Annotated in this window: 17 protein-coding genes; 5 read left to right on the plus strand and 12 right to left on the minus strand. The window is 55.6% G+C overall.

Annotated elements, in window-relative coordinates; translation table 11 throughout:
* Positions 1-51: 51 nt before the first annotated feature.
* Positions 52-1155: a D-alanyl-D-alanine-carboxypeptidase/endopeptidase AmpH gene (gene ampH / locus HPQ62_RS08360; protein ID WP_174802091.1), complete on the minus strand. Its 1104-nt coding sequence runs from the start codon at positions 1153-1155 to the stop codon at positions 52-54.
* Between the two features lie 292 nt (positions 1156-1447).
* Between ampH and HPQ62_RS08365 the strand changes: the two genes are divergently transcribed.
* The gene (locus HPQ62_RS08365; protein WP_244629611.1) at positions 1448-2308 is read left to right on the plus strand and encodes an SDR family oxidoreductase; all 861 of its coding nucleotides are present in this window, start codon (positions 1448-1450) and stop codon (positions 2306-2308) included.
* A gap of 330 nt (positions 2309-2638) precedes the next feature.
* Here HPQ62_RS08365 and HPQ62_RS08370 read toward each other — a convergent pair whose 3' ends face one another.
* From HPQ62_RS08370 to HPQ62_RS08400, 7 genes are all read right to left on the minus strand, one after another.
* Entirely contained in the window at positions 2639-3061 is a 423-nt protein-coding gene (locus HPQ62_RS08370) for a secondary thiamine-phosphate synthase enzyme YjbQ (protein ID WP_174802092.1), read from the minus strand.
* Between the two features lie 81 nt (positions 3062-3142).
* On the minus strand, positions 3143-4072 hold the full coding sequence (locus tag HPQ62_RS08375; RefSeq protein ID WP_174802093.1) for an electron transfer flavoprotein subunit alpha/FixB family protein: 930 nt from the start codon (positions 4070-4072) through the stop codon (positions 3143-3145).
* A 14-nt stretch (positions 4073-4086) separates the two neighbouring features.
* On the minus strand, positions 4087-4836 hold the full coding sequence (locus HPQ62_RS08380; RefSeq protein WP_174802094.1) for an electron transfer flavoprotein subunit beta/FixA family protein: 750 nt from the start codon (positions 4834-4836) through the stop codon (positions 4087-4089).
* A 159-nt stretch (positions 4837-4995) separates the two neighbouring features.
* Positions 4996-5562, minus strand: coding sequence for a cob(I)yrinic acid a,c-diamide adenosyltransferase (locus HPQ62_RS08385; RefSeq protein WP_174802095.1), 567 nt, complete (start codon positions 5560-5562; stop codon positions 4996-4998).
* 103 nt (positions 5563-5665) lie between these two features.
* A complete protein-coding gene (locus tag HPQ62_RS08390; protein WP_174802096.1) occupies positions 5666-5863 on the minus strand; it encodes a twin transmembrane helix small protein in 198 nt (65 codons plus the stop codon).
* Positions 5864-5923: 60 nt separating this feature from the next.
* Positions 5924-6433 (minus strand): O-acetyl-ADP-ribose deacetylase, encoded by a 510-nt coding sequence (locus HPQ62_RS08395; RefSeq protein WP_174802097.1) that lies wholly within the window; start codon positions 6431-6433, stop codon positions 5924-5926.
* A 15-nt stretch (positions 6434-6448) separates the two neighbouring features.
* Entirely contained in the window at positions 6449-7282 is an 834-nt protein-coding gene (locus tag HPQ62_RS08400) for an SDR family oxidoreductase (protein WP_174802098.1), read from the minus strand.
* An 81-nt stretch (positions 7283-7363) separates the two neighbouring features.
* Here HPQ62_RS08400 and HPQ62_RS08405 point away from each other — a divergent pair, with 81 nt between their 5' ends.
* Positions 7364-8278: a YihY/virulence factor BrkB family protein gene (locus HPQ62_RS08405; RefSeq protein ID WP_174802099.1), complete on the plus strand. Its 915-nt coding sequence runs from the start codon at positions 7364-7366 to the stop codon at positions 8276-8278.
* On the opposite strand, the gene gluQRS is transcribed toward HPQ62_RS08405, so the two are convergent.
* Positions 8243-9121, minus strand: a complete 879-nt coding sequence (gene gluQRS, locus HPQ62_RS08410; RefSeq protein WP_174802100.1) for a tRNA glutamyl-Q(34) synthetase GluQRS — start codon at positions 9119-9121, stop codon at positions 8243-8245. The genes HPQ62_RS08405 and gluQRS overlap by 36 nt on opposite strands.
* A gap of 42 nt (positions 9122-9163) precedes the next feature.
* On the opposite strand from gluQRS, the gene HPQ62_RS08415 reads away from it, so the two are divergent.
* The gene (locus HPQ62_RS08415; protein WP_174802101.1) at positions 9164-9808 is read left to right on the plus strand and encodes a DNA-3-methyladenine glycosylase family protein; all 645 of its coding nucleotides are present in this window, start codon (positions 9164-9166) and stop codon (positions 9806-9808) included.
* Between the two features lie 115 nt (positions 9809-9923).
* On the plus strand, positions 9924-10481 hold the full coding sequence (locus tag HPQ62_RS08420) for an HNH endonuclease (protein WP_174802102.1): 558 nt from the start codon (positions 9924-9926) through the stop codon (positions 10479-10481).
* A 280-nt stretch (positions 10482-10761) separates the two neighbouring features.
* Here the strand turns inward: HPQ62_RS08420 and HPQ62_RS08425 are convergent, their stop codons facing one another.
* From HPQ62_RS08425 to HPQ62_RS08435, 3 genes are all read right to left on the minus strand, one after another.
* Complete coding sequence (locus tag HPQ62_RS08425; RefSeq protein ID WP_483308173.1) at positions 10762-14334, minus strand: YobI family P-loop NTPase; 3573 nt, start codon at positions 14332-14334, stop codon at positions 10762-10764.
* Between the two features lie 305 nt (positions 14335-14639).
* The gene (locus tag HPQ62_RS08430; RefSeq protein WP_174802103.1) at positions 14640-20777 is read right to left on the minus strand and encodes a tetratricopeptide repeat protein; all 6138 of its coding nucleotides are present in this window, start codon (positions 20775-20777) and stop codon (positions 14640-14642) included.
* A gap of 154 nt (positions 20778-20931) precedes the next feature.
* Positions 20932-21819 (minus strand): metallophosphoesterase, encoded by an 888-nt coding sequence (locus tag HPQ62_RS08435; RefSeq protein ID WP_244629613.1) that lies wholly within the window; start codon positions 21817-21819, stop codon positions 20932-20934.
* Positions 21820-22299: 480 nt separating this feature from the next.
* Between HPQ62_RS08435 and HPQ62_RS08440 the strand changes: the two genes are divergently transcribed.
* On the plus strand, positions 22300-23373 hold the full coding sequence (locus HPQ62_RS08440; RefSeq protein WP_174802104.1) for an AAA family ATPase: 1074 nt from the start codon (positions 22300-22302) through the stop codon (positions 23371-23373).
* The last annotated feature ends 742 nt before the right edge of the window (positions 23374-24115 follow it).

The following is a 24115-nucleotide window of genomic DNA, read 5'->3' on the forward strand; positions in this document are numbered from 1 at the left end:
GGGGCGCCGGAACCCGGGAATGCGGCGTCCGCTTTCCCGGGCGGACTTGCATCAGCGTGGTGCGAGCGTGCCGATGAGTTTGTTGACGACCTGCGCCATTTCCGCGCCGGCTGCGAAATTGAACTGATTGATGGCGATGAAGATGCCGACGCCGCGTGAAGGCGCAAAGGCGGTATAGGAGAACACGCCATCGGTACCGCCGGCCTTCTGGATGATGAGCGGACGGTCGCCTTCCGGCATCATGATCACCCAGCCAAGCCCCATTGCATCCATGTGGCCGGATTCATCCATGCCCAGAACCGGTTGGAGACCATCGCGCATCAGCCAGGCCGCATGGCTGATGGCGCGCAATTCCGCGTCATCCGTGCTGAAGCGATCGAGGTTCCACTGAAGATACCGCACCATATCATTGGCCGTGGTGTAAAGGCCCGATGCCCCGCTGCGGTTTGCGATGGGTTCGCCGGGATCCATCTCGTTGCCGTTCCAATCGTAGCCGACCATGACGTTTTCGCCTGCTGGGCGATCATAGCTTGTCGCGGTCAGCCCGATCCGGTCGAGGACCTTGGCCTTGAGCAGGTCCGGATAGGCCTCACCTGCAATATTGGAAAGAGCCATTGCGAGCACGTCGAAGCCGACATTTGAGTAGGCAATGCCGCTGCCCGGCGCAAACAGGAGGGAATTTTCGGAAAGATTGGCTGCAAACGATTGATCGCTGTATTTCTCGACGCCCTCGACATCGACCAGTTCGCGCGGCAGACCGCTTGCCTGGGTGGCGAGATCGATCAGCCGGATCTGTTGGCCGTCCTTTTCGGGAAGTGCGGGGACAACGCCTGCATGCGGACCGACCGGTTCTGTCAGCGAAACGGTCCCTTCCTCCGCAAGCGCCGCGAGCGCAAGTCCGGTGAAGCTCTTGGTCAAGGATCCGACCCCGATCACCGTATCGCCGTCCGGCTCCTCGCCGCTTCCCTTCGCGACCTCCCCGAAGCCGAAGACCGCGCTTTCGCCATTGCGCACGGCCGCTATGACCAGCCCCGGAACGCCTGTGTCGATCTGGAAAATCTGAGCTGTAAACTCGACGGCTTCGTCAAGTACGGGATCGCTGGCAGCTGCGGGCGCTGCGGCCAGAAGTGCAATTGCGGCAAAGGCGTATCTCATTTCAGTTCCAATCTTCTCTCTTCAGAAAGTCACGCTGTCACGGAGGGTCCATGCCGAAGCCCCTCCCCCATGAGGTTCATCAGTTCAAGCTAACATAATACGGCAGAATATGCTGGAAAACAGCGCATCGAAGGCTTGAAAGCTGTCCTCGGGCGCTCGGGCGCGCGCTCGTCTCGCTGCCGTGATCCGAAAGCATGAGAGGATCGGCTGGAACATCCGGCCGGCCTTGACCCTTTAGCATACAGACAGGCGCGGTTCCCGCGCGGAAGTTACACAAGGAAGAAACAAGCTCATGGCCGACAATCAAGCACCCGTCGCACAGGTTCAGGATCAACAGCCCGGTCTGGAAGCGGAGATGCACCCGCTTCCGGAATATATGCCCCGCTACCCCGGCTCCGGCCGGCTGAAGGAGAAGGTCGCCATCATCACCGGCGGCGATTCAGGCATCGGGCGGGCAACCGCCGTGCTCTATGCCCGCGAGGGCGCCAGCATCGCGATCCACTACAAGGATGAAACCGAGTCGGAAGACGCAAGGGCCACGCTGAAGGCGGTGGAAGAGGAAGGCGGTAAGGCGTTTCTTTTCGCCGGCGACATCGGAGATCCGTCGACCTCGGAAAAGCTGGTCGCCAGCACGATCGAAAAATTCGGCAAAATCGACATCGTCGTCAACAACGCCGCCGAGCAGCATGTGCAGGAAGATATCGCCGATATTCCGGAGGAGCAGCTCGAGCGCACCTTCAAGACCAATATCTTCGGCGCGTTTCATCTGCTCAAATATGCCCGCCCGCACCTCAAATCCGGTGCATCGGTGATCATCGTGACCTCGGTCACGGCCTTCCGGGGCCAGCCGCTGCTTCTCGATTACTCTTCGACCAAGGGCGCGCTTCTGGCGCTGATCCGGGCGCTTTCCGGCAATCTTGCGTCAAAGAACATCCGCGTGAACGGCGTCGCCCCCGGCCCGATCTGGACGCCGCTGATCCCTGCGTCCTTCCCGAAGGACAAGGTCGCCGAATTCGGCAAGGACGCTCCGCTTGGCCGCCCCGGCCAGCCGAACGAGGTGGCGCCGAGCCTGCTGTTCCTCGCCTGCGAGGATTCCTCCTACATCACAGGCCAGGTGCTGCACCCGAATGGCGGCGATCTGGTCGGGGGTTGAGCGGTTTCGGGGACCGAAGGACTGGCATCACGTCGCTTCGATCGAATCACCGGCCAACCAAGTCAATCGGGCCGTTCCGCATCTCGCGGGACGGTCCGTTTTATCTGATAGCACGGCAGCTTGAGAGCGCTTCGTTGACGCTCACCCGCCCACAGGCTCGGATCTAGACCGAGCATCGATACGGTTCAAGAAATTGATTTATAAGTGATTTTTCGACTCCACACAAACCTGCCTGGATCCTCGGGTCAAGCCCGAGGATGACGCCGAGGGTGTGGTAAGGCGAGCCAAAAAGCCGGCCCGTTCCACGTCATCCGGGACGGCTTCTTACTTTCACGACGACAGATGCAGCACGATTTCGCGCCGGTGGGGCCGGTCGCGGTGTTCGAACAGGTAAAGCCCCTGCCAGGTGCCAAGCGCCATCCGTCCGTCATAGACGGGGACCGAGACGGAGACCTGGGTCAGCGCAGACTTGATATGGGCAGGCATATCATCCGGGCCTTCGAGCCGATGGACGAGATAATGCATCGACGGATCGTCGGAAGGCGGCGCGATCCGGGCGAAATAGGCCTTCAGGTCCCGTTTGACATCGGGATCGGCATTTTCCTGAATCAGCAGCGAGCAGGAGGTGTGGCGCACGAAGATGGTCAGCAACCCCTCATGCATGGCCTCGCTGCGCACGAAACGGTCGGCCTCCTGGGTAAATTCATAGAGCCCCTGGCCCCGTGTATCGATGGTCAGCATGGTCTGCGGCATGGCGTCCTCCTCGCTCGGGCAACGGGCGGACCCCGTCAGCAAGCCCCGGCCCGAAAGCCGGGGCGGAATGCGGTTTGCGCCTCAGAGCGCCTTCTGAAGCTCCGGCAGCACCTCGAACAGGTCGCCCACCAGACCGTAATCCGCGACCTGGAAGATCGGGGCTTCCTCATCCTTGTTGATCGCGACGATCACCTTGCTGTCCTTCATGCCCGCCAGATGCTGGATCGCGCCGGAAATGCCGCAGGCGATGTAGAGATCGGGCGCAACCACCTTGCCGGTCTGGCCGACCTGCCAGTCATTGGGCGCAAAGCCCGCATCGACCGCCGCACGCGACGCGCCGACGGCGGCGCCAAGCTTGTCGGCGACAGGGAGGATGACTTCCTGGAATTTTTCAGCCGAACCGAGCGCCCGACCGCCAGAGATGATCACCTTGGCGGAGGTGAGCTCGGGACGTTCGGAACTTGAAATGGCATTCTCGACGAAGCTCGAAAGGCCCGGATCGGCAGCGGCAGAAACCGTTTCCACCGCAGCCGCGCCCGTCATTTCGGCAGCGGAGAAGCTCGCCGTACGGACCGTTATCACCTTCGTGGCGTCATGCGATTTCACCGTCTCGATGGCGTTGCCGGCATAGGTCGGGCGCTTGAACGTGTCAGGCGCAACCACCTCGATGATTTCCGAGATCTGCATGACGTCGAGAAGCGCTGCAACGCGCGGCATCACGTTCTTGCCGATCGCAGTCGCCGCCGCCATGATCACGTCATAGCCGGACGCAAGGTCGATGATGGTGGCAGAGAGAGGCTCTGCCAGGCTTTCGGCCAGGGCATCGCTTTCCGCGAGCAGAACCTTGGAAACCCCGGCAATCTTCGCCGCGCCTTCGGCTGCGGCGGATGCGCCCTTGCCCGCGACGAGAATGTGAATGTCGCCGCCGATCGCGGCAGCCGCCGTTGCGGCCTTCGCGGTCTGGTCGGAAACGGTGCTGCCGTCATGTTCGGCGAGAAGAAGAATGGTCATATCGGTTGCTCCCCTTACAGTACGCCGGCTTCGTTTTTCAGCTTGTCCACCAGCTCGGCGGCGGTGGCGACCTTGATGCCGGCCTTGCGGGATGCGGGCTCCTCGGTCTTCAGCACTTCCAGACGGCGGGCGCAATCGACGCCGTAGTCGGCAGGCGTCTTCTTGTCGAGAGGCTTCTTCTTGGCCTTCATGATGTTGGGCAGCGATGCGTAACGGGGCTCGTTGAGACGCAGGTCGGTGGTCACGATCGCGGGGAGCTTGACCGAAATGGTCTGCAGACCGCCGTCGATTTCGCGGGTGACCTTCGCCTCGCCCTCGCCCAGTTCAAGCTTCGATGCAAAGGTCGCCTGGCTCCATCCAAGAAGCGCCGCCAGCATCTGGCCGGTCTGGTTGCTGTCGTCATCGATCGCCTGCTTGCCGAGAATCACGATCTCAGGAGCCTCCTCGTCGGCGACCTTCTTCAAAAGCTTGGCAACGGCCAGCGGCTCGACGGTCTCGTCGGTGGCAATCAGGATCGCCCGGTCGGCGCCCATGGCGAGCGCCGTGCGCAGCGTTTCCTCGGCCTTTGCGGGGCCGATCGAGACGGCGACGACCTCACTCGCCTTTCCGGCTTCCTTCAGCCTGAGCGCCTCTTCGACCGCGATTTCATCAAAGGGGTTCATCGACATCTTGACGTTTGCAAGCTCGACGCCCGAGCCATCGGGCTTCACGCGGATCTTGACGTTGTAATCGACAACCCGTTTCACCGGGACCAGAATCTTCATGTTCAAACTCCAAGCTCAGGACCTTGCCGGACCTGTTTCCCAACGTTTCCCGCCGGAACCTCTTCCGGCACCGTTAACCGACCATGCGCGACCCGTAACGGGATCGCTTGCCAATCGGCGACATGGACCGTTTCTTTTGCTACCCGCCGGCCCGCGTCATCAGCGGTTCTTGCCGGGCACCCAAAGCACATCGCCATCACCCTTGCCGTTGGCGTGGCGCGCGGCAACGAACAGATAGTCCGACAGACGATTGATATAGTGGAGGGCGGCCGTCGACACGACCTCTGCTTCGGCAAGGCGCGTCATCGCCCGCTCCGCCCGCCTGCACACCGTGCGCGCCAGGTGCAGATGCGCGGAAAGCGCGCTTCCGCCCGGAAGGATGAAGGATGTGAGCGGGGACAGGTCGGCGTTGAGACGATCGATCTCGCCCTCGATCCACGCCACCTGCCCCTCCACGATCCGCAGCGGCTCGTAGGACAGGGCCTCGCCGGTATCGGGTGTGGCAAGATCGGCGCCAAGATCGAACAGATCGTTCTGGATGCGGGCAAGCGATGCGTCATACGCGCCGGCCTCCTGAAGGCGGGCGAGGCCGATCGTGGCATTGGTCTCGTCGACATCGCCGATCGCCGCCATCCTGACATCGCCCTTCTTGCGGCGCGGTCCGCTCGCAAGGCCGGTCGTGCCGTCATCGCCGGTACGGGTGTAGATCTTGTTCAGTTTCACCATGGCTGTTGCCACAATCCTCTTCATTTCGACGTATCAAGCCTCAGCCGGATACCAGCCTTCAATCAGGGATGAAAGGGGGGCTTCGGGTTGGGGGCCGTCGTGCCTACTGCCCGCTCTGCATCAGCCAGAGCGTGATCATGATCAGGATGATGGCGAGCGCCTGAAAGGCGACGCGGGCCTGCATCATCTTGTTGGAATGCTGCGGGCTTCCGCCCAGCATCATGTTGATAAGGCCACGGGCCAGAAAGAACACCACCAGCAGCATGACGATGACGGTGGCGAAAACGAAAACGGTCGACATTGATCCTCCTCGAATGCCGCGCCATCAGACGACAAAACGGCCGCTCTTGCAAGCGAGCGATCAGCCTTCCTTCAGCGCATGGTTCAGAAGCGCTTCCGCATCCCTGGAAAAGGCCACCATGTAGACGCTGTCGATCGCGGGCAGGCCCGGCAGCAGATGGCGCACGGTCGTGATCGCAATCCGCGCCGCCTTGTCCGCCGGAAAGCCATAGACACCAGTGGAAATCGACGGAAAGGCAATCGTCCGGCAATCATGGGCCGCAGCCAGCTGAAGCGCGTTGTTATAGCAGAGTTCGAGCTTCTCCGCCTCGCCGTCATCACCGCCATGCCAGACCGGGCCGACCGTATGGATCACATAACGCGCCTTGAGGTCATGACCGCCGGTGATCTTCGCCTCGCCGGTACGGCAGCCGCCGAGCATCCGGCATTCCTCAACAAGCCCTGGCCCCGCCGCACGGTGGATCGCGCCATCGACCCCGCCGCCACCCAGCAGCGAAGCATTGGCGGCGTTGACGATCGCATCGACATCGTAGGTGGTGATATCGCCCTGCTCGACGATGATCTTGCCCATGATTTTACGCCTTCCTCAACTCAACCGCCCCATCAGCCGGTAAAACCAGTCGGAGGGCATCACCCGCTTCAGCAACATGCCCTGCTTGGCCGGCGTGGTGACGGGATAATGCGGGCGCGGGCGTTTTGCCGAAAGCGCCTTCTTCAAAACGGCATGCACCGCGTCGGGTTCCAGACGGCTCTTGTTTTCCGGCCCGGAACCGCTGAGCCGGGCAAGCTGCTTTCTGTATTCGGCCGCGTGGTGCGAGCCTTCAAGGTCGATATTGGCGTGGATATGTTTCAGCGCATTGGCGGTGAACCGCGAGGCGATCGGGCCGGGCTCGATCAGGCTGACGAAGATGCCGGTGCCATCGAGCTCCATGCGCAATGTCAGCGACAGCGCCTCGAGCGCATATTTCGAGGCGGAGTAAGGCCCGCGATAACGATAGGGCAAGAGTCCGAGGATCGAGGAGCACTGCACGATCCGCCCATGCCCCTGCGCCCGCATGAAGGGCAGGACCTTCAGCGTCAGCGCGTGCCAGCCGAAGACATTGGCCTCGAACTGGGCGCGCAGCACATCGGTTGCGACATCCTCTACCGCGCCCGGCTGGCCGTATGCGCCATTGTTGAAAAGCGCATCGATGCGCCCGCCGGTTCGTGCGGCAACGTCTTCGACAAGCGCGGCAATCGAGGCCTCATCGGTATAGTCGAGATGGAAGGCCTCCAGCCCATCGGCTTCGAGGACCGCGATATCTTCCGGCGTGCGGGCGGTCGCGAACACCCGCCAGCCTTCCTTTTTCAGCTGACGGGCACAGTATGCGCCGATGCCGCTGGAACAGCCTGTAACGATAATCGTGGATTGCTCGGCCAATTGAATACTCCGGTACACGAATGCGGTGTTCTTACTATATAAGGATCGCAGCACGCCCGCGAAACGCCTGTTGGAGCAAGAATGAAGAAGCCGATCCGGACGACGTTCAAGGTGGCCTATGATGCGATCTATCATTTCAGCGAGGACGACGGCTGGGCCATGGCAAGCCATGTCGCGCTGTCGACGCTGCTTGCGCTGTTTCCCTTCCTGATCTTCGGCACCACGCTTGCGGGCTTTCTGGGCGCGGACCGGTTTGCCGACATTGCCATCAACACCATCGTCGGCGCCTGGCCGAAGGAGATTGCAGAACCGGTTGCAAACCAGATCCGGCAGGTGCTTACCGTGCCGCGCGGCGGGCTGTTGACGGTTTCGGTTCTGGCGGCCGCCTATTTTGCCTCGAACGGCGTCGAAGCCGTGCGGCTGTCGCTCAACCGCGCCTACCGCGTTGAGGAAACCAGGACCTGGTGGTGGCTGCGGATCAAGAGCCTCGGCTTCGTGCTGCTGGCCTCGATCATCTTTGCCTTTCTCAGCATCATGTTCGTGCTGGTTCCGATCGCGCTGCATTTTGCCGAACGCTGGTTTCCGTGGCTGGAAACAGGGCTCACCACGCTTTCAAGCGCGCGGCTGGTTGGTACGTTCCTGCTCCTGATGTTCGGCCTGATCATCTGCCATCTGTTTCTGGCCGCCGGAAGGCGCCGTCTCGTCGACGTGCTGCCGGGCATCCTGCTGACACTCGTGTTCTGGTCGATCTTCGCCTCGGCCTTCGCCTATTATCTCGGCACCTTTGCGCAATACAGCGCCACCTATGCCGGGCTTGCCACACCGATGATCCTGCTCGTGTTTCTCTATTCGATCGGCGTCATCCTGCTGCTGGGGGCAGAGGTGAATGCGGCCCTTCTCAAATACAAGGTCATCAAGCACGCGCCCTGGAGCCGGCGGCGGTCACGCCGCGCCAAACATTCAGATCCCCAGAAGGACGAGAATATCAGCCACTGAAGAGCCGTCGGCGCGCAATTGCCTGAGGGCCGTGTCGCCGTTGGACTTCGACAGCTTTCGGCCATCCGCGCCAAGGATCAGCCGATGATGGCGATAGACCGGCGCCTTGAGGCCGAGAAGCGTCTGCAACAGGCGGTGGATGGCGGTTGCGTGATAGAGATCGCGCCCGCGCACCACATGGGTGACGTTCTGCGCCGCATCATCGGTGACGACCGAGAGATGATAGCTTGACGGCGCATCCGAGCGCGACAGCACCACATCGCCCCACGCAGCAGGATCGGCCTCGACATCAACCATGCCGCCATCCGTGTCTTCGCGCCAGAACAACGGTTCCTCTACAAGCGCGAGCGCTGCCGCCATATCGAGGCGGAATGCATGCCGTCTGCCTGACGCCAGAAGCGCCGCGCGCTCGTCACCGCTCCGCTCCCGATCGGTTGCGGGATAGAGCGGCGCGCCATCCGGATCGCGCGGCCAAAGCCTGCCCGACCTTTCATAGTCTTCGACGTGACGGCGCACGTCGCCGCGCGTGAGAAAGGCCGGATAGACGACGCCCATCGCCATCAGCCGTTCAAGCACCGCCTGGTAGTCTCCGAAATGCTCAGACTGGCGGAAATACGGGGTTTCGAAACGAAGGCCGAGCCAGGCCAGGTCCGCAATCAGCGCCGCTTCGAGTTCCGGCGTGGCGCGGGTCTGGTCGATATCCTCGATCCGGAGCAGCAGCCTGCCGCCCACGGCCTCCGCCCTTGCCTGATTTTCGAACGCGGAAAAGGCATGGCCGAGATGAAGATAGCCGTTCGGGCTTGGCGCGAAGCGGAAAACGGGTCGATCCTGAGCTGGTTCCATGCAAAGAGACATCCGGAGTTTCACACCGAAGGGGTAAGTCGGATGCAGCGGATTGGCAATGCTGATGATCTTCAAATAGCGCTCGGCGCCCTTGCCGCACAATCCCCGCGTCTTGGCGCAATCGCGGCCCAATGCCCGGAAATACCGCTTCGCCTCATGCCGGCAGGCTTTGCGGGCCTTGCAGAGATCGTGACCGGGCAGATGATTTCCAAGCAGGCAGCAGCTGCGATCTTTGGGCGCTTGTCCGCAGCCGCATCCCCCCTGACGGCTGAAACCTATCTCCGCCTCTCGCCCGAGGCGCTGGCCGGGATCGGCCTCACCCGCGCCAAGCAGGCGACGCTCAAGGGCGTTGCGAATGCCATTGCAGACGGCACGCTGGACCTTGCGGCCATCGGCATCATGCCGGCCGACGAGGCGATGAAGCGCCTGATGCACCATCGCGGGATCGGCGCCTGGACGGCGGAGGTCTATCTGATGTTCTGCGCCGGCCATATCGACATATTTCCGGCGGGCGATCTGGCACTCAGGATTGCCGCCGCAGATGCCCTGGGCCACAGCACGCGACCCGAGATCGATGCGCTCCGCGCGCTTGCGCAGGCGTGGAAGCCTTACCGGTCCGTCGCCGCCAGGGTCCTCTGGGCGCATTATGCGCGGATCACGAAACGGGATGTCCTGCCGGTCGGATAGGCCGCTGCCGGAGATTTTCCGGCCCGCAAATGCGGATGATTTATCAGGCTTCACAATGCTGTAACAACGAGCCTAATATACAAAGGATAGATGCCGAATCGATCAGGAGAGCAACTTGACGATTGCAGTCTCGCCTCAAGCTTTGCCGGCCCTCGTTCTGAATGCCGACTACAGGCCATTGAGTTATTATCCCTTGTCGCTCTGGTCCTGGCAGGACGCGATCAAGGCGGTCTTTCTCGACCGGGTCAATATCATCGCCGAGTATGATCAGGCGGTTTCCTCGCCCAGCTTTTCGATGCGCCTGCCAAGCGTCGTCTGCCTCAAGACCTATATCAAGCCTTCCAGGCACCCGGCTTTCACACGCTTCAATGTGTTCCTGCGCGATCGCTTCCAGTGCCAGTATTGCGGAAGTCGCGATGATCTGACCTTCGATCATGTCATCCCGCGTTGCCGCGGCGGCGAGACGACCTGGGAAAACGTGGTCGCCGCCTGTTCGCCCTGCAATCTCAGGAAAGGGTCACGCCTGCCGAAACAGGCGGGGATGATCCCCCACCAGCTGCCGTTCCAGCCGACCGTTCAGGACCTGCACAACAACGGCCGCCAGTTTCCGCCGAACTACCTGCACGAAAGCTGGCTTGACTATCTCTACTGGGACAGCGAACTGGAACCGTAAGAAAAGCTTTCTTTGCCTCGGTGTAAATGCACCCATAAAAGTCACAAAAAGGCGGGTTTTGGTTCCGATGCGAAGCATCGGATTCACCGAACGGTAGCATACGCCGAGGATTGCAATTGTAGGGAAGGTTGCTTGGGAACCGTTTTTCCGCCGTTTTTTGGAGAACCCGAGGAATGATTCCAGTGCGCCAGCTACTCCGCCGGAATGCGTTACTCGCTGCGCGGCAGCTGAGTGTAGGAACTCCACGACGTGAGGCCCCGCAGGCCTGTTTGTCTGCAGCCTACTTCCTGAACAGATAGATCCGAATACCGTCGCCGAAGACGCCCTTGACCTTGCTCCAAGACGATATGATCTTCCGTGACTTCAACCATGTTACGAAATCGACGTTTACCTGTGTGTTCGCAAGTCTCGGCGCCCCCCAACCCGGTTTGATCTCAGGAAGCGGTGAGGGCATTGACTGCAGGATGTCATGCACTTGCTCGACGTCGAACATCATGTGGAACCGGTTCAGCAGCGAGATTTGAGTTGCGGCGGGGCGGGAGCCCAATATCACAGCACGTACGGCATCGGCGTCTAGGTTGTCGATATTGGTTCCCGTGCGAACCAGTATTTCGCCGACGAGCGCAGCTCGGACGCGTAAGCTCGTGAAGATGCCGATGTCCATCGTTGCCAGAATTCTGAGCCGGTTCCCGTCGCCGATGTCGGCCTCCAGCAGCTTCTGCATGAAATCATCGTCCAGGTCGCATTCGTCCTGCACCTCTAGAAATTCGTCTATGTTGTTCTTAACGAAGGCTACACCCAGAGCGGGGCTGTCTGCTAGTCGGGACAAATTCTCGGCGGAAAAGACCACCAGTTCTCGGTTAACCAGAGTTTTCATCTTCCCTGCGCCAACAGACTTCGGGAAGACCTCGGACTTGTATTGCAGCGACTGCACGTAAGCGGCATAGGCGTCATCGCTCAGGGCATCGTTCTCGAAGACGAACACGCGAATCGAGCGAGCCTCTGGTTCGTCCGGCATCGGGTGTCCACGAAGCGCAGCGATCGTCGCGTCGCCGGTGAGAAAATCGGTCAGCGCATCTACGCTGTAGCTTTCGCTCCTCTGGAAGGCTAGGCAGTTCTCCCAAGTGGGGTCGATCTTGCCGATCTCAAAAAGCGTAACGTGAAGCTTGTCGGGAACGTCATCCAGACTCGGTAGCGAGGTTGACTGCTGCTCCAAGAAACTCACCAGCGGCTCGAATTCGAGATCCTCCCGGGTAACGACGCGACGCATTGCCTCGACGCTCTCGCGTCGATTTTCAGGCAGTTGGAGAAGGACGTTCTCAAGGTATTCGTCGAACTGACCATCAATCTTCTTCAACAGTGGTTCGCTGCCCGATTCCAAGATTAACGTGTAGTTCTGTTCAGCCGGCCCGCCTTCGTCTTCGATTTGGAGGAAAGTCCGGAGGATGAAGTTTATGTTGTTGATCGAGATTTCGTAGAACCCACCGTCGAACAGGGCCCGCACGATCCCCGGGTATGCTTCAACGGCAGAAAGGTCGACTGTCTCCATTTCGAGCATTGTCAGGCGTTCAGGAGGGATGTCGACCCCTTGCTCGAGGATTGCGGCCAGGTTCTGCGCAGCGAAAGCGGTTAATGCTGGATGCTTGCTGGTTAGGTTCTTCAGTTCGGCGTCTGTCGAGTGACCGATGATACGCGCTACATGTGTCAAGTTCGCAGAACTTGCGAGCGCGGTGGTGACGAAACTCGGCCAGGTTCGAGTGAGCCCAGCTATCAATTTCGCGGCCTCAGCGCCATGGGTATAATAAGCTGAAAAGAATTGCTCGCAGCCTTCGAAATCGGAGGCGATGTAGTTCTGCAGTCTGGATATCTGCTTCGCATATGACGACGGGTCAGCGAGTAAGCCGTCTACGATCTTGATGTTTAAGACATAGTTCCGACTGAAGTCTTCGTCGCGCATAGCGGCTATGACCTCTCGCGGGTTGTCTATCTGAAAATTGGGCTCAGGATTTCTGAAGCTGCGGATATGGATAAGGAACTTGTTGTCGTTCGGAGACAGGCGACCAGAATGGAAGAGCGACGTGTACTGGTAGTAAGTGTCATCCAGGTGCCCTTCCAGAACCAGGAAGCGAGCCAAATCCGCCCTGTCGCCGAAGCCGGCGAAAAGGTTGTCCATTTCCTCCAGGTTCTCGTGAAACACCTCGTTGAATTTCGTCATTCGCAGAGTGGCGAGTTTGCCACGGAGATCGCGAATGCGCTTGAAGGTAGCATCTCTGAAAGTGGCCGCTTTTTTCTCCACTTCGTCTTTCCGATCCAAGAAAGTCTTGTTTGGATTCACCTTCGCTTGAAGCCCGGACACTGGAATTTGCGTCAAGTTACCGTATGTATTACGCGCCCACATTTTGTTGGCTTCGATAAAATCGTCCAGCTGTTCGCTCTTAGAAAGCATATTTAGATGAATAAAATTGCTGCGATCCAACGAAATACTCGAGTGGTTATCAGGAATCATTTCTATCAGGGCCATTGCATAGCTTCTGCGTAGCTCATCCAGATCATTCGGCAACTGTTTTTCGCCGATACGAATGAGTTCTTCAAGGCGAGATATCTCTGTATCGCACTCGACTTCGCTCGCCGCCAAAAACCGGTCGTGAGCGTTAAGAACGTCGGCAAGGTTACCCTTCCCGCGATGAAGATTTTCGAAGTCACTGGGGAAAACGTTCTTGTAAATCAGGATAGCCAGCAATTTGTTCGCATCGAGATTTGTCTCGCCTGCCGGTTCGAGATTGGCGACGTAAATCGCGTATTCGTTGAAGATATTCTGAATGAGTCTAAGATCATCCAGATAGCGCGAAACCTCACGCAGGAACTGGGGCTTCAGCCGTTTCTCTAGTGAGAGGCGCTTGCCCTGCTCCAGCACCTTGTCGATCGAGTTGGAACTGTTGATGATCGGAATGACGGGTATTATGAATTCAAAAAACTTAGTTCTGTCCGTGTTCACGAACATATCATCGCGCAAGGCGTACAGGAATCGGATAGGGCGCCTCACGCCTACATTGGCGTTCACAAGACTGTTGATTTCGCGCAGCGTAACGAAGATGTCGGCGTTGTTAAACCTGTCTATATCCTCGATCACGACAAGATCATACTTGGTCGACTGGAAGAAATAGATGATTTCATCCAGATGGCGATTGAGTATCGACTCTTCTGTCGCCGCCTTTGGCGTGATCTCGATGTCCTTCAGCGATATGCTCTTCAGCGAAATGCCGAAGCTCGCGACATAGATTTGATGAATGACTCGCCAGAGGAACAGCCACCCGATTCCGAAGGCGACCAGATTGTACCAATTCGTGGCGTCGAATGGCTTGAAGAAGGCACCCGACATGACCGCGTCGCGATTTTGAATTAGGTGCAAAAGAGCAGCGACACCGATTACGATAACAAGCGAGACGAAACCGGACCGGCGGCCTGGCGACTGGATCCGCTTGAACCGGGACAGCGGCAGGCTGTTAGCGTCGGCGCCGTAGAGCATCTGCTGGAGGATGCTGCGCTCGATCTCCTGCGGGGCGGCCGCTGTGCTCACGGAGCCATCCCCGGGCATGAATGCCGCCAGCGAAATTTGGAGGGCTGGCCGCTTATAGCGCTTTAGGAACGACTTGATAATACTGCTCTTACCCGAGCCGTAGGGTCCGGTGAGCGCAATGTTCATCACGCGAGGATTATTGGTCGCCTCAGTCAACGCTGCGGAATAAACACCTGCTTCATCCGCTTCATCGGTAGGGGCGAGGTCAACGAACCTAGATTCTTCCCCGGTAACCACCGAATGTGAACTGAGCCAATCCGCAATGGATCTAAGCATGCTCGCCAATGCTTTGCGACATTCAAACTGTTTCTCCAAAGCCTCAAGCCCCTCGTATTTCGCAGAACTTGTCTAACGGGCCGCAGACGGCTGCAAATGACCACTTTAGCCGCCAGGTGACCTGCATCACCGTGCGTCCCTCGTCGAATCCGCTGAAAATGTCGCACAAATTGGGACCCCTCCTCCCACGGTCACCACGCGTATTCGTCTAGCCTAATGAGACCAGTAAAATAACAACACTATCGTATCAGGGGCTAAGGCTCGATCTATTAATACCCCTTCTGCGGCGCGCCCCGAAACGCCCCTCAATGAAGGCTGGCTCCCCCTCGCAGGCGCTCAAATGATGCCCACGCCGAAGCCGCGACAGAGAGCGGTAATTGCTCGAAACAATAGGACGCAACACATATGAATGACCCCTGCGCATCGGGCCAAATTCGGGAGGTCTTGGTCATCATGTTAAAGAACTGATTAACCAATTCCGAAGGGGCACCCTCCCTCGCACGGCAATATGCAAAAAAAGCTTCTTGTATATTAGCGAAGAGCTTTTCACTCGTATTTCCATCTGCATTTACCGAATACGGCAATCTGGGAACTGGCAATTGGCTAAGATGGCTCTTGATCGTTGAACTGATGGTTTCCTCTAGAATGTCTTCTCGATTGATGCTCCCACATAGCTCTCCAAGCAATTTGAAAAATCCAGTACACTCCCGCGCATCCATCTTATTGATTTTTGCCAAAAGCAACGACGATACGTGAGTTGTTACGAGTTTCTGCTGCTCTTCAGAAAAATCAGAGGCACGACACATTAACAAGAAAACACAATATTCGCTGAGATCGGCATCTGAATTCAGAAAATCCATTATCTTCTCGATGAATACTTTTTTGTTAAGATCTCGAAGTCGATCCCGCTCTGCGCAACAATCAGTTTCAATAACTTCTTCAACTGTCGGCAATCGCCTAAGACCTTCTGCGGAATCACCGCTTGCCAGAAGCAAAGATGAATTAGGGTACCAGGCACCCTCAACATGCATACCCACAAGTTCACCAACCGTCCGCCGCAGCCCATCGTCAGTTATCCGTGAGATGCCATGCCGAATATCGCCAAAAATAAAATGACGAACTTCATCAGCACTCAATTCGCTTCCCCACCGCAGATCGACGTCTCTATCTGATTTGGCGCACACTAAAGGCATGAAAAAGCCTGGGACACGCTGCCTATCGAGCCAAACTTTTAGTCGCTTAACGTCGATCCCAGCAAACGCAAAAGCTGCGCATATTCGCTCCGCCCAAATCCACAGAAGTGTTATCCGCGCGGGAGCTGAAACTTGCTGCCAATCACTTGTAACCGCGGCATATTTCGCTCCTCTTCGTACAAGAGCTGCGAAAAAGTCCGACTGATCTTTCACAGACTCACAGACAAATTCAAAAATCTGCACGAGATTCTTATCGCTCTCGATGCTGTCCAAATCCGCGTCTCGCACCACGTTGGCTAGCTGGAACATGGTATCCGCCCGAACAGGAAATTTTGGCTCAACCGAACCGAAAAAAGTCACATCGAGAGGACAAGCAGAGAATCTCTCTCTAGCCGTCTCCATGCCCATGTCACGACTCAATACGTCGAACCCGCCCTTAAGCACCACCTCCAGCGGCTGCTCCCCAGTCAAATCAATCCGCAGATAGTTCTCCAGAGCTGCAACTGCAGGCAACGAAAAAAGCTCAATTGAGACATCTTCCCTATCAACCAAAGTTTCTTTCAGCCGCTCCTCAGCGAATGAGAAATCGAGCAAATGTGCAACTTTCAACGCGTGAAGGCGCTTTGACACTTCATTCGCTTCGGAAATTGCCTTGCAGATACTCTCAGCAACTTCGCGCGTAGTGTGGAGGCTATCTTTAATCGAAAAGGCAGCGCGTTTTCGCGCTTCACGATTTGGTAATGAAATCGCCACTGCTATATCTTGCAGATAAATTAGATCACTATTCCTTTTAATACTAACAGTCGGTATTTCTCTCTCTATGTCCTGAACGATCAAACTATGTGTTTCACCTTCGGCCGTCGTTATGTCAGCCTCTAATTCACCTCTTTCTGTTTTCTCTAAAAGAGCTTTTTCGATACTCTCACATACAGATGTCGCCATATAACGGCCCACCGAGGTTGATATCGAGTTATCAATTGACACATAGATTTTTTTCGCGAAATCATCAAAATTTAATATTTCAAGACGCAAATCAACATCAATCATCTGAAGAAATGCGTATACCTCCTTACAATAGAACCTACTCACAATTTCAGGGGCAATATCGCTATTATTATCATCTGACGTACTGATCCGGGCAGACAACAAGTTCGCTATGCTTGCAACAAATCGACGCCGTAAACGTTGATCGAACGCTAAGCGTGGCATCAAAATATTATCGCAATACCAATCCAGATAGTCCTTATAGTGCTCCCATTCCGCTCCTTCTGATTGGAGTTTTTCAGTGAAGGGCCAGGTTAGATTGTGCAATAGAAGCAAAGAAAGGTTCGTCTCGTATCTTTCTTGCGCGTCTTCACTATGATTCCGATTGGCTAACTCAACCCTGCAGTTCGCCCACACCCAGTGACTCAGTTTCCGTTTATCGTTGATATCGATATCCCGACTGCACCAAATCTGCGAAAACAGGTCGGTTACAAAATAAAGAGCATCAAGCGCGTGGCGGGGATCGCCGATAAAGTGACCGTCTATCGTTCTGTGTTCACCCCAGTCCAAAAACGTCAGAAGTTCGATTTGGTTCGAGAAGAACGAACGTTGCCGTCGAATCGAAGTGTTTTCGCGAAAAGCTTCTTGCCCCTGGACCAGCATCTTGAGCTCAGAGAAAACTGTGTCCGCATCAAACTTCAAAAAACCGTGGCCACTTTCAGCTCTTGTTCTCTCTATGGTGCTCAGCTGTTGAGCGTCGATAATTCCGGCCTCAAACAGATACTGAATAACATGATCAAGGGTCACTATCCGGGGTAACTGATGCCTCGAAACAAACCGATCTTCAATCCAGACTAACAAGTTCGGCTGCTCGTCCAGCGCCTTCAAGGCTGTGCGAACAGATTCAAGTGTTACGGGGATATTTCCGCTTTCCGTCTGTTTGCTTGGATCCAAATTCTCGATAGTACGGTACGTGTTTTCACGCACGCGCCCTAAAACATGGCTTCTTAAAGCGCGCACTTGCTCATAAACGAACTGCTCGTCCCGCGTTCTTTCTATCGTTTTGTCCAGGTGTTCAAATTCACTCTTTCGAACAAACAATCTTGTATGCTGACTAAAGGCATCAATAGCTCGGTGGCGAACTAAGGTTAGGAGCAAACCACTTCCCACGAGCAAATTTTGAGGTGTATCTATCTGGGACGTCGCTGGTAGTTCCGAAATGAAGAGATCATCCAGGAGGCTTCTGAATTCTCCAAGTGTCAGGGCACCCTCTATCTGCACTTGTCGCAAAATCGCAATCATCGCGTCCGAATCGGGAGGAACCTCGAACTGACGCTCCACCTGCTTCATATCTGCGACTTGCTGCTCATCAGCGATGACCACATAGGCTATATTCTGTCTTTTGAAATCGTCGAACAAAGCAATATCTGATGAAGAAATCTGGCGGGCGGCAACACTCAGTTCACGCTCCATATTCTCCAAAACAGCAAGCGTTAGATGAGCTATTGAGATCGAGAATGCTTGCTCGATATGATCGAGAAGGTCGAACCTAATCGCGTACAACAACGCAGTTACGTCGAGCAAAATTTCCGGTCTACGGTCATTGTCTGGTCTAGCAATCGGAACGACGTCGAATCCTGGTGCGCGTATCAGAGGTGGATATTTTTCGTCGGAGCTGGAATATATGTGCTCTATCTTGCCTAAATACAGCTTCGCGACTGCTCTGCTGTCATCTGCAAATGCTTGGTGGACCGGCATCCCACCTTTCAGCCAACCCTTTCTGAACTGGCGCTTCTGATCTGCTTGCTTAGCAATATAGGAAAGAAGATCCTCAACGTTCTCAAATGTAATGATGCCCTTACCATTTTCGACAAAAGCGCCGAACGCTTCACGATAGCGTTCCTCGGAGATAACTTCTCCCAGTTCTACATGTTGTGAGAGCTCTATAAGAAACGGAACGTCCTCAACCCTAAGTTCGTTTGTTTGCGAATATCGCTGCAGTAGCGACTTGGCGAGCTGAGGGTCATGCGGCCCAACGACGCCAGCCACTTGCACATAGAGTTGTCCGGCATCGTCGTCCAGACTTAACAAATCACGCGAATACCTCACCAAGCGCTTTTCATCGCTGAGCATATAAGCACTTCGAATGAGGTTTATCTTGCTTTCGAGAGTGGGATCTTGTTCATCGAGCAGTTCTAGCGACTTTAGGGCTTCCCCTCTTTTGCCCGCCCTCTCGGCAGCGATCGCGCGCAACCGCAACATGTGCGTCGGCAATTGATTTCGGAAAAAAGCAGCTTCATGACCGTCAACAATTTCTATTGCTTGTTCCGGCGCACCGGTCTCGATCAGCCCCACTGAGGCTAGCTCAATACTTTTCGCATTGCCGATCGAAAGCAATGCCTCTGTCAGGCCATGTAGCTGACGGAAGGCGCTCCTGCGTGCAAGAACTTCAGCAGCTGAGACAACAAAATCGGGATTAGAATTTACAACTGAGTTTGCTTGCTCCACAAGTTCATCGAAATCATCTGACTTTTCGGCGGCAATATCGGCAATTGTTTGAGACGGGCTCGTGCCATCGAACATTGCTTGCCATTCATTAAGAAAATCAATCTCCGTTTCAAACCTATTTTTGAGCTTCCTAATTACCGCTGCAGCCTTTTTCGAATCGCCATTAGACTTGTCATTGACGAGCAATGCAGAAACTACAACGTCTGTTGAAGTACCACTGCCTGCCCGAACCCTATCTTCCAGGAGTTTCCTGAGCTTGCTATGGTTGACGCGAAGAGGTGCTGATATTGCCCACGCAATAAGCAGAGCGTCTATATTCTGATCGTCAGCCTGCCGCTGGAAATAGGAGTTCGCCTCGATCCGCTTTAGTGGATGGGCAAGCAAACATACGAGTTTCCAAACTTTTACCTGGTTTGCTATCGAAGGCTCTGTAGTCTGTATTATTTGGTCGGCACATACCTCGGCTTGCTCAATATGCCTGATCGCCTCATCATCTTCACGAAAAACATAGATATTAAAAGGATTAGGGGCAGGTGTCAGTTCGACCTTTTGTCCCTTCACCATGGCGGCAGAGATGTGCGCCAAGAGCAATGAAAGCTTGGCCCCATAAGTAGTGGGACTTAATTCCACAGCTTCTTTAGCATATTTTGCCGCTTTCTCCCCGTCTCCTTTCTTCAACGAGAGCAATGCGAAAAGTCTCTCACGTTCAGCGGATTTTGGGCACTGCTTTAGCTGCTGCTCGGCATGTCTGAGTTTATCAGAAAAAATCAAGAAACTAGATAGAACTTCCTTCTCGGAGGGCAGATCGCATCCCTTCAGGAACTTAATTGCTGCATCTAGGCCGCTCTCAATATTAGTGAGATGAGCTTCTGCGGTCTTATCCTTCGCTTTTCCAAACTCGTTCGCAAGTTCGAAACAATCGCGAGCCTTCTTCGCATCACCCTCGTTTACGAGGAACAGGCTCAGGCGTCGAAGAATACGCGACTTGGTTGTATCACCCAACGGCTCCCACTTAGCCTTCACTTCATAAAGGTCCTGGAGATACTCTCTCAGTTCAGCTGGCTTACCAGCCTTAGCGCCCTTTTCAAGCAGATCAATTCGCCCTTCTACCTCTGCCGTAACTGCAGAGCCCAACTGGGCGATCTTGCTCAGAGATGCGCTTTCACCTCCGGTTGCCAATCCAGACATTTGATTGCCTGAACTACGCTGAACGGGGCCAGCAGAAATTGCGTCAACCCAGGCCTCATGGAAAAAATGCCTGACAAAACTCGGATCTTTTCGAAAAAAATTGGTAAGATCGGCATTAAACCATATAGAAAATTCAAGGCCCTTAGCTTTAATTAAATCGCATGCCGCCTTTACTTTTTTGTTTATGTTGTCACTATTTCCATCTACAGTAATGGCTAAAATATAGTGCTTAACGCCTTTTCCATGCCAGTGTCCCGATAATTCATCAATGAAACCCTTTGTCCAATCTGTGATTTTGCTCGGGCTAATTTCTTTATACCGTTTACATTGTATAACAACCTCAGGCTGCTGATTGTCATTGAAGCACTCAACATCCACTTCGTATTGCTTGTCTCCCTTCGCATTTTTTAGCTCAAATCGCTTAAGTTCTGGAAAAGCAAAACGCGCCAATTCTCGGCACGCCGCTTCAAAGCGGTCTTCAGGAATAGAATGACAAGGAAGCGTGTCTTCCCGAGGTTGATTAGGAAGCGGCACTACTGAAGGCGATTGGCTAGGCGAGCTCTGATTCATCAGCGAAGGATAACAAATCTAAATACTTCTGGCATTCAGTTAATTGAATTAAATATGCTCAATCAACATCATACTTGTTTCCAGCGAAGTTCAGTTTCAGCGATTTCCGGAGGAGTAAACCACGCGACAGTGTCAGGGCGACCTGCAGCTACATCTAGGCTTCAATCATTCCCCGCATCAAGACTTCAGCTTCCTGCCCAGCCTCCACTTCCGACGGATAACCAAGCGAAACATTGCGAATGATCGTGTCGCCTTCAACGGTTTCGCGCTGCCGGTGCGTATGCCCGAATAACCAGGCGTCAGGATTGTGCTTCGTTATCATTTCCCGAAGGTCCGATCCGTAGATCGGATCAAAATCGCTTGGCGCTTCTGACAGCAGCTCCGGGTGTGGGCAATGATGCGTGACCACCACCGTCTTGCCAGCAAACGGCGTCGCCAACTGGTCTTCCAACCAGCGCCGATGATCACCGTGAACGAGCACCGTGTCTGATGGCTGGATCTTGCCGTAGCGGGGTGTTTTACGGATATAGCGGTAATCATTCATCCGTGTTCTGGCGAACGCCATGGCAGCCGCAGGCGCGCCGTGAAGCGTGAAGTCAGTCCAGAGCGTGCAACACAGGAACCGCGTATTGCCGATCGTGATTGCTGCTTTCTGAACAAAGTTGGCGCCAGCCTGAGCTGTCAATTCGGCAAGACGGTCATCGCCATCAATGACGTGGTGATAATAGTCGTGGTTTCCTGGGAACACGTGAATACGTGCCGGGTCGATATGACGCGCGAGATACCGGAGCAATCTTGGCCATCTGATCTTCGGCTTGTCCGCCAGATCTCCTGCGATGATCAGTGCATCCAATGTACCGAGGATCTCACCAGGCAGCGCGGCGAAGGGGTCACGTCCTTCTCCAAGCCATTGGTCGAGATGCAGGTCGGCGGTGATCAGAACGGTCATGATGTTCACATTTGCAAAGCGATAGGTGAGATCGAGTGGATAGGCAGGCAGATCATTTCTGCTGCATGTCACACCGAAACCAATGACGGTCAACGTGCCGTTAACCACGGCTCAAAGAACCTGGTTTGCGTGACCGCTGCCGTGGGTTCCAAACGGCCGCTGACGATGCGAATGGCATTCTGATTTTCGCGTTGCTTCTCAGTATCGCGGCGACGGTGTCGCCCGGTCGGTCGGCCAACCAAACGAAATGTGAAAACCTCAGATGGCCGCTCTTTCAGGGCTTACGTCTGGCCATGCGATGAGAAATTTCGAACCCGTTTCGGATACTCGCAGGGCTGTTTCACATGCACGCCGCCCGGGCCTTTGGCTGCCAACAAGATGGCGTTTCATTTTTCGCATTAATTCAACGTATTCAATTATTTATGTGGACAAATCGGGACTTTCAAAGCGATCGATATCGGTGCTATCTCCGCCTCCTGATTGAAGGCGGCCACACCCTGGCCCCGAATATCCGCCCTCCACATCACTGCTCCTCAATATTCGTCCCGCCTAGCACCGTCAGTTTGAGTACCCATGACCCGCATACCCTTTGTCGAAGCCCGGTTCTTCGAGCCCCTCAACACCATCGAGGTCACACGCCGTTTCGAAGAGCACCTTCGAAAACTCCGGGAGGCAAAGCTCTCGCCGGAAGAACAGGCAAAGGAGGACTGGCAGAGAGCCGCTGATACAGTCACCCGTGAGGATCACGCGCGCATCAGGCGCCGGGTCAACAGAATTGAACAGAACCGCCACAGAGCTTCCGGATTTTCGCATCTCAAGACCGATGACCGAAAGCAGATCGAGACGCTTTCGGGCGGTGTTGAATTGCGCCGCATCGAAACCGAAACACAGGCCGACGAGATAGCATCCGCACTGCATACGGAAATGCCTTGGATGGCCCCTGCTACAGAGCACGTCTGGCACGCAATGCGAACGCAAGTCCGCCGGGGTGAACCTGGTTTCCGGCTTCCCCCGATGTTGCTGGTCGGTCCACCTGGGATCGGCAAAAGTACCTGGGCGCGCCGGACCAGTGCCGCGCTCGATGTGCCGCTGCGCACGATCGATGCCACCGTGGAACAGTCTTCGTTTTCAGTCGGCGGCGTACAGCGTGGTTGGAGTTCCGCTCATGCAGGAAAGCCGGTGGCGACAATCATAAGGCACTTGGTCGCCAACCCAATCATTGTCCTTGATGAGATTGAGAAGGCAACTGCGGCCGTATCCACCCGGGGAGAGCGGCACAGCATTGCTGATAGTCTGCTGCCCTTGCTGGAGCCGGAGACATCGCGACGATGGGAGTGCCCCTTCTATCAACTCCGTTTCGACATGCGCTGGATTGGCTGGATCCTGACGGCAAACAGCCTCGACGGAGTGTCGGAACCGCTGTTGAGCCGGCTCGTTACCATCAACCTGACTGAGCTCAGCACACCGGCTCTCACCGCCTTCTCCAGACAGGAAGGGCGGCGGCGTGGACTGTCGGAGAATTCGATCGAGATCATCACCGAAGTCATCGAAAAGTCTGTCGACAGAAAACCGGCGCTGAGCCTCAGGTCAGTCATCCGTATGCTTGAACGAGCGGACAGGCTTGAAAACCAACCGATGCTGCATTGATGGCGCGATTGCAAGGTGCCGTCTGAAACGGAGATCGGTCAGGATCTTAAGGACATTCCTGCGACTTGCTGCCTGCCGGCTGGCCACGAAAACTCAACTCAGGTCGTAACTAACACGAAAAATTCAAAAATGATTCGACTCGAAATCAATCACTTAGTAAGATTGTTGCCGTCACGGAGCTTGCACGGCTCCACGAAGCTAGGACGTTTCATTGTTGGTCCTAGTGGGGGACACCATCATTATGTTATTGGGCACCACCTGAAAAGCCGCCACAACTTTCGCTAGATACGTGCAATCAGAACGCGAGGGTTCCAGACTGTCAAGGCAACTTGGCGGTCGTGCTAGCTTTATAGGTAACGATGTCCCGAAACTATCCTAATAGACGATTGACCAGCCGTGTCCCGTACATCTGCCTCTCGCAGGCAGTCGTGCGCATTGGCAGTGTTTTCCGAGACCTTTGGGGCGCTCGTTCCGCAACGAACGAGGGTATTTCCCCTTGGGAAATGGGGGCTGCCATGTAGGAAGAATAGAAAAAGCCCGGATACTGCAAATATCCGGGCCCGATCTAAATAGCCGGCTGGGCCGACCAATTGTTTCCGATATCTTTCTAGTCGATTTCCGCCCACCGGTCAACGTTTATCACTCGAAGTGCGCCTTCGAGCAGGGAAGCTTTGGCTTGAAAAATGACAACGACATACGAATGGAATGAACCGCGACCATCACGCGCATGCAAACCGATCCC

Origin of the sequence: Martelella limonii (assembly GCF_013344475.1) — a bacterium.
Classification (GTDB): domain Bacteria; phylum Pseudomonadota; class Alphaproteobacteria; order Rhizobiales; family Rhizobiaceae; genus Martelella; species Martelella limonii.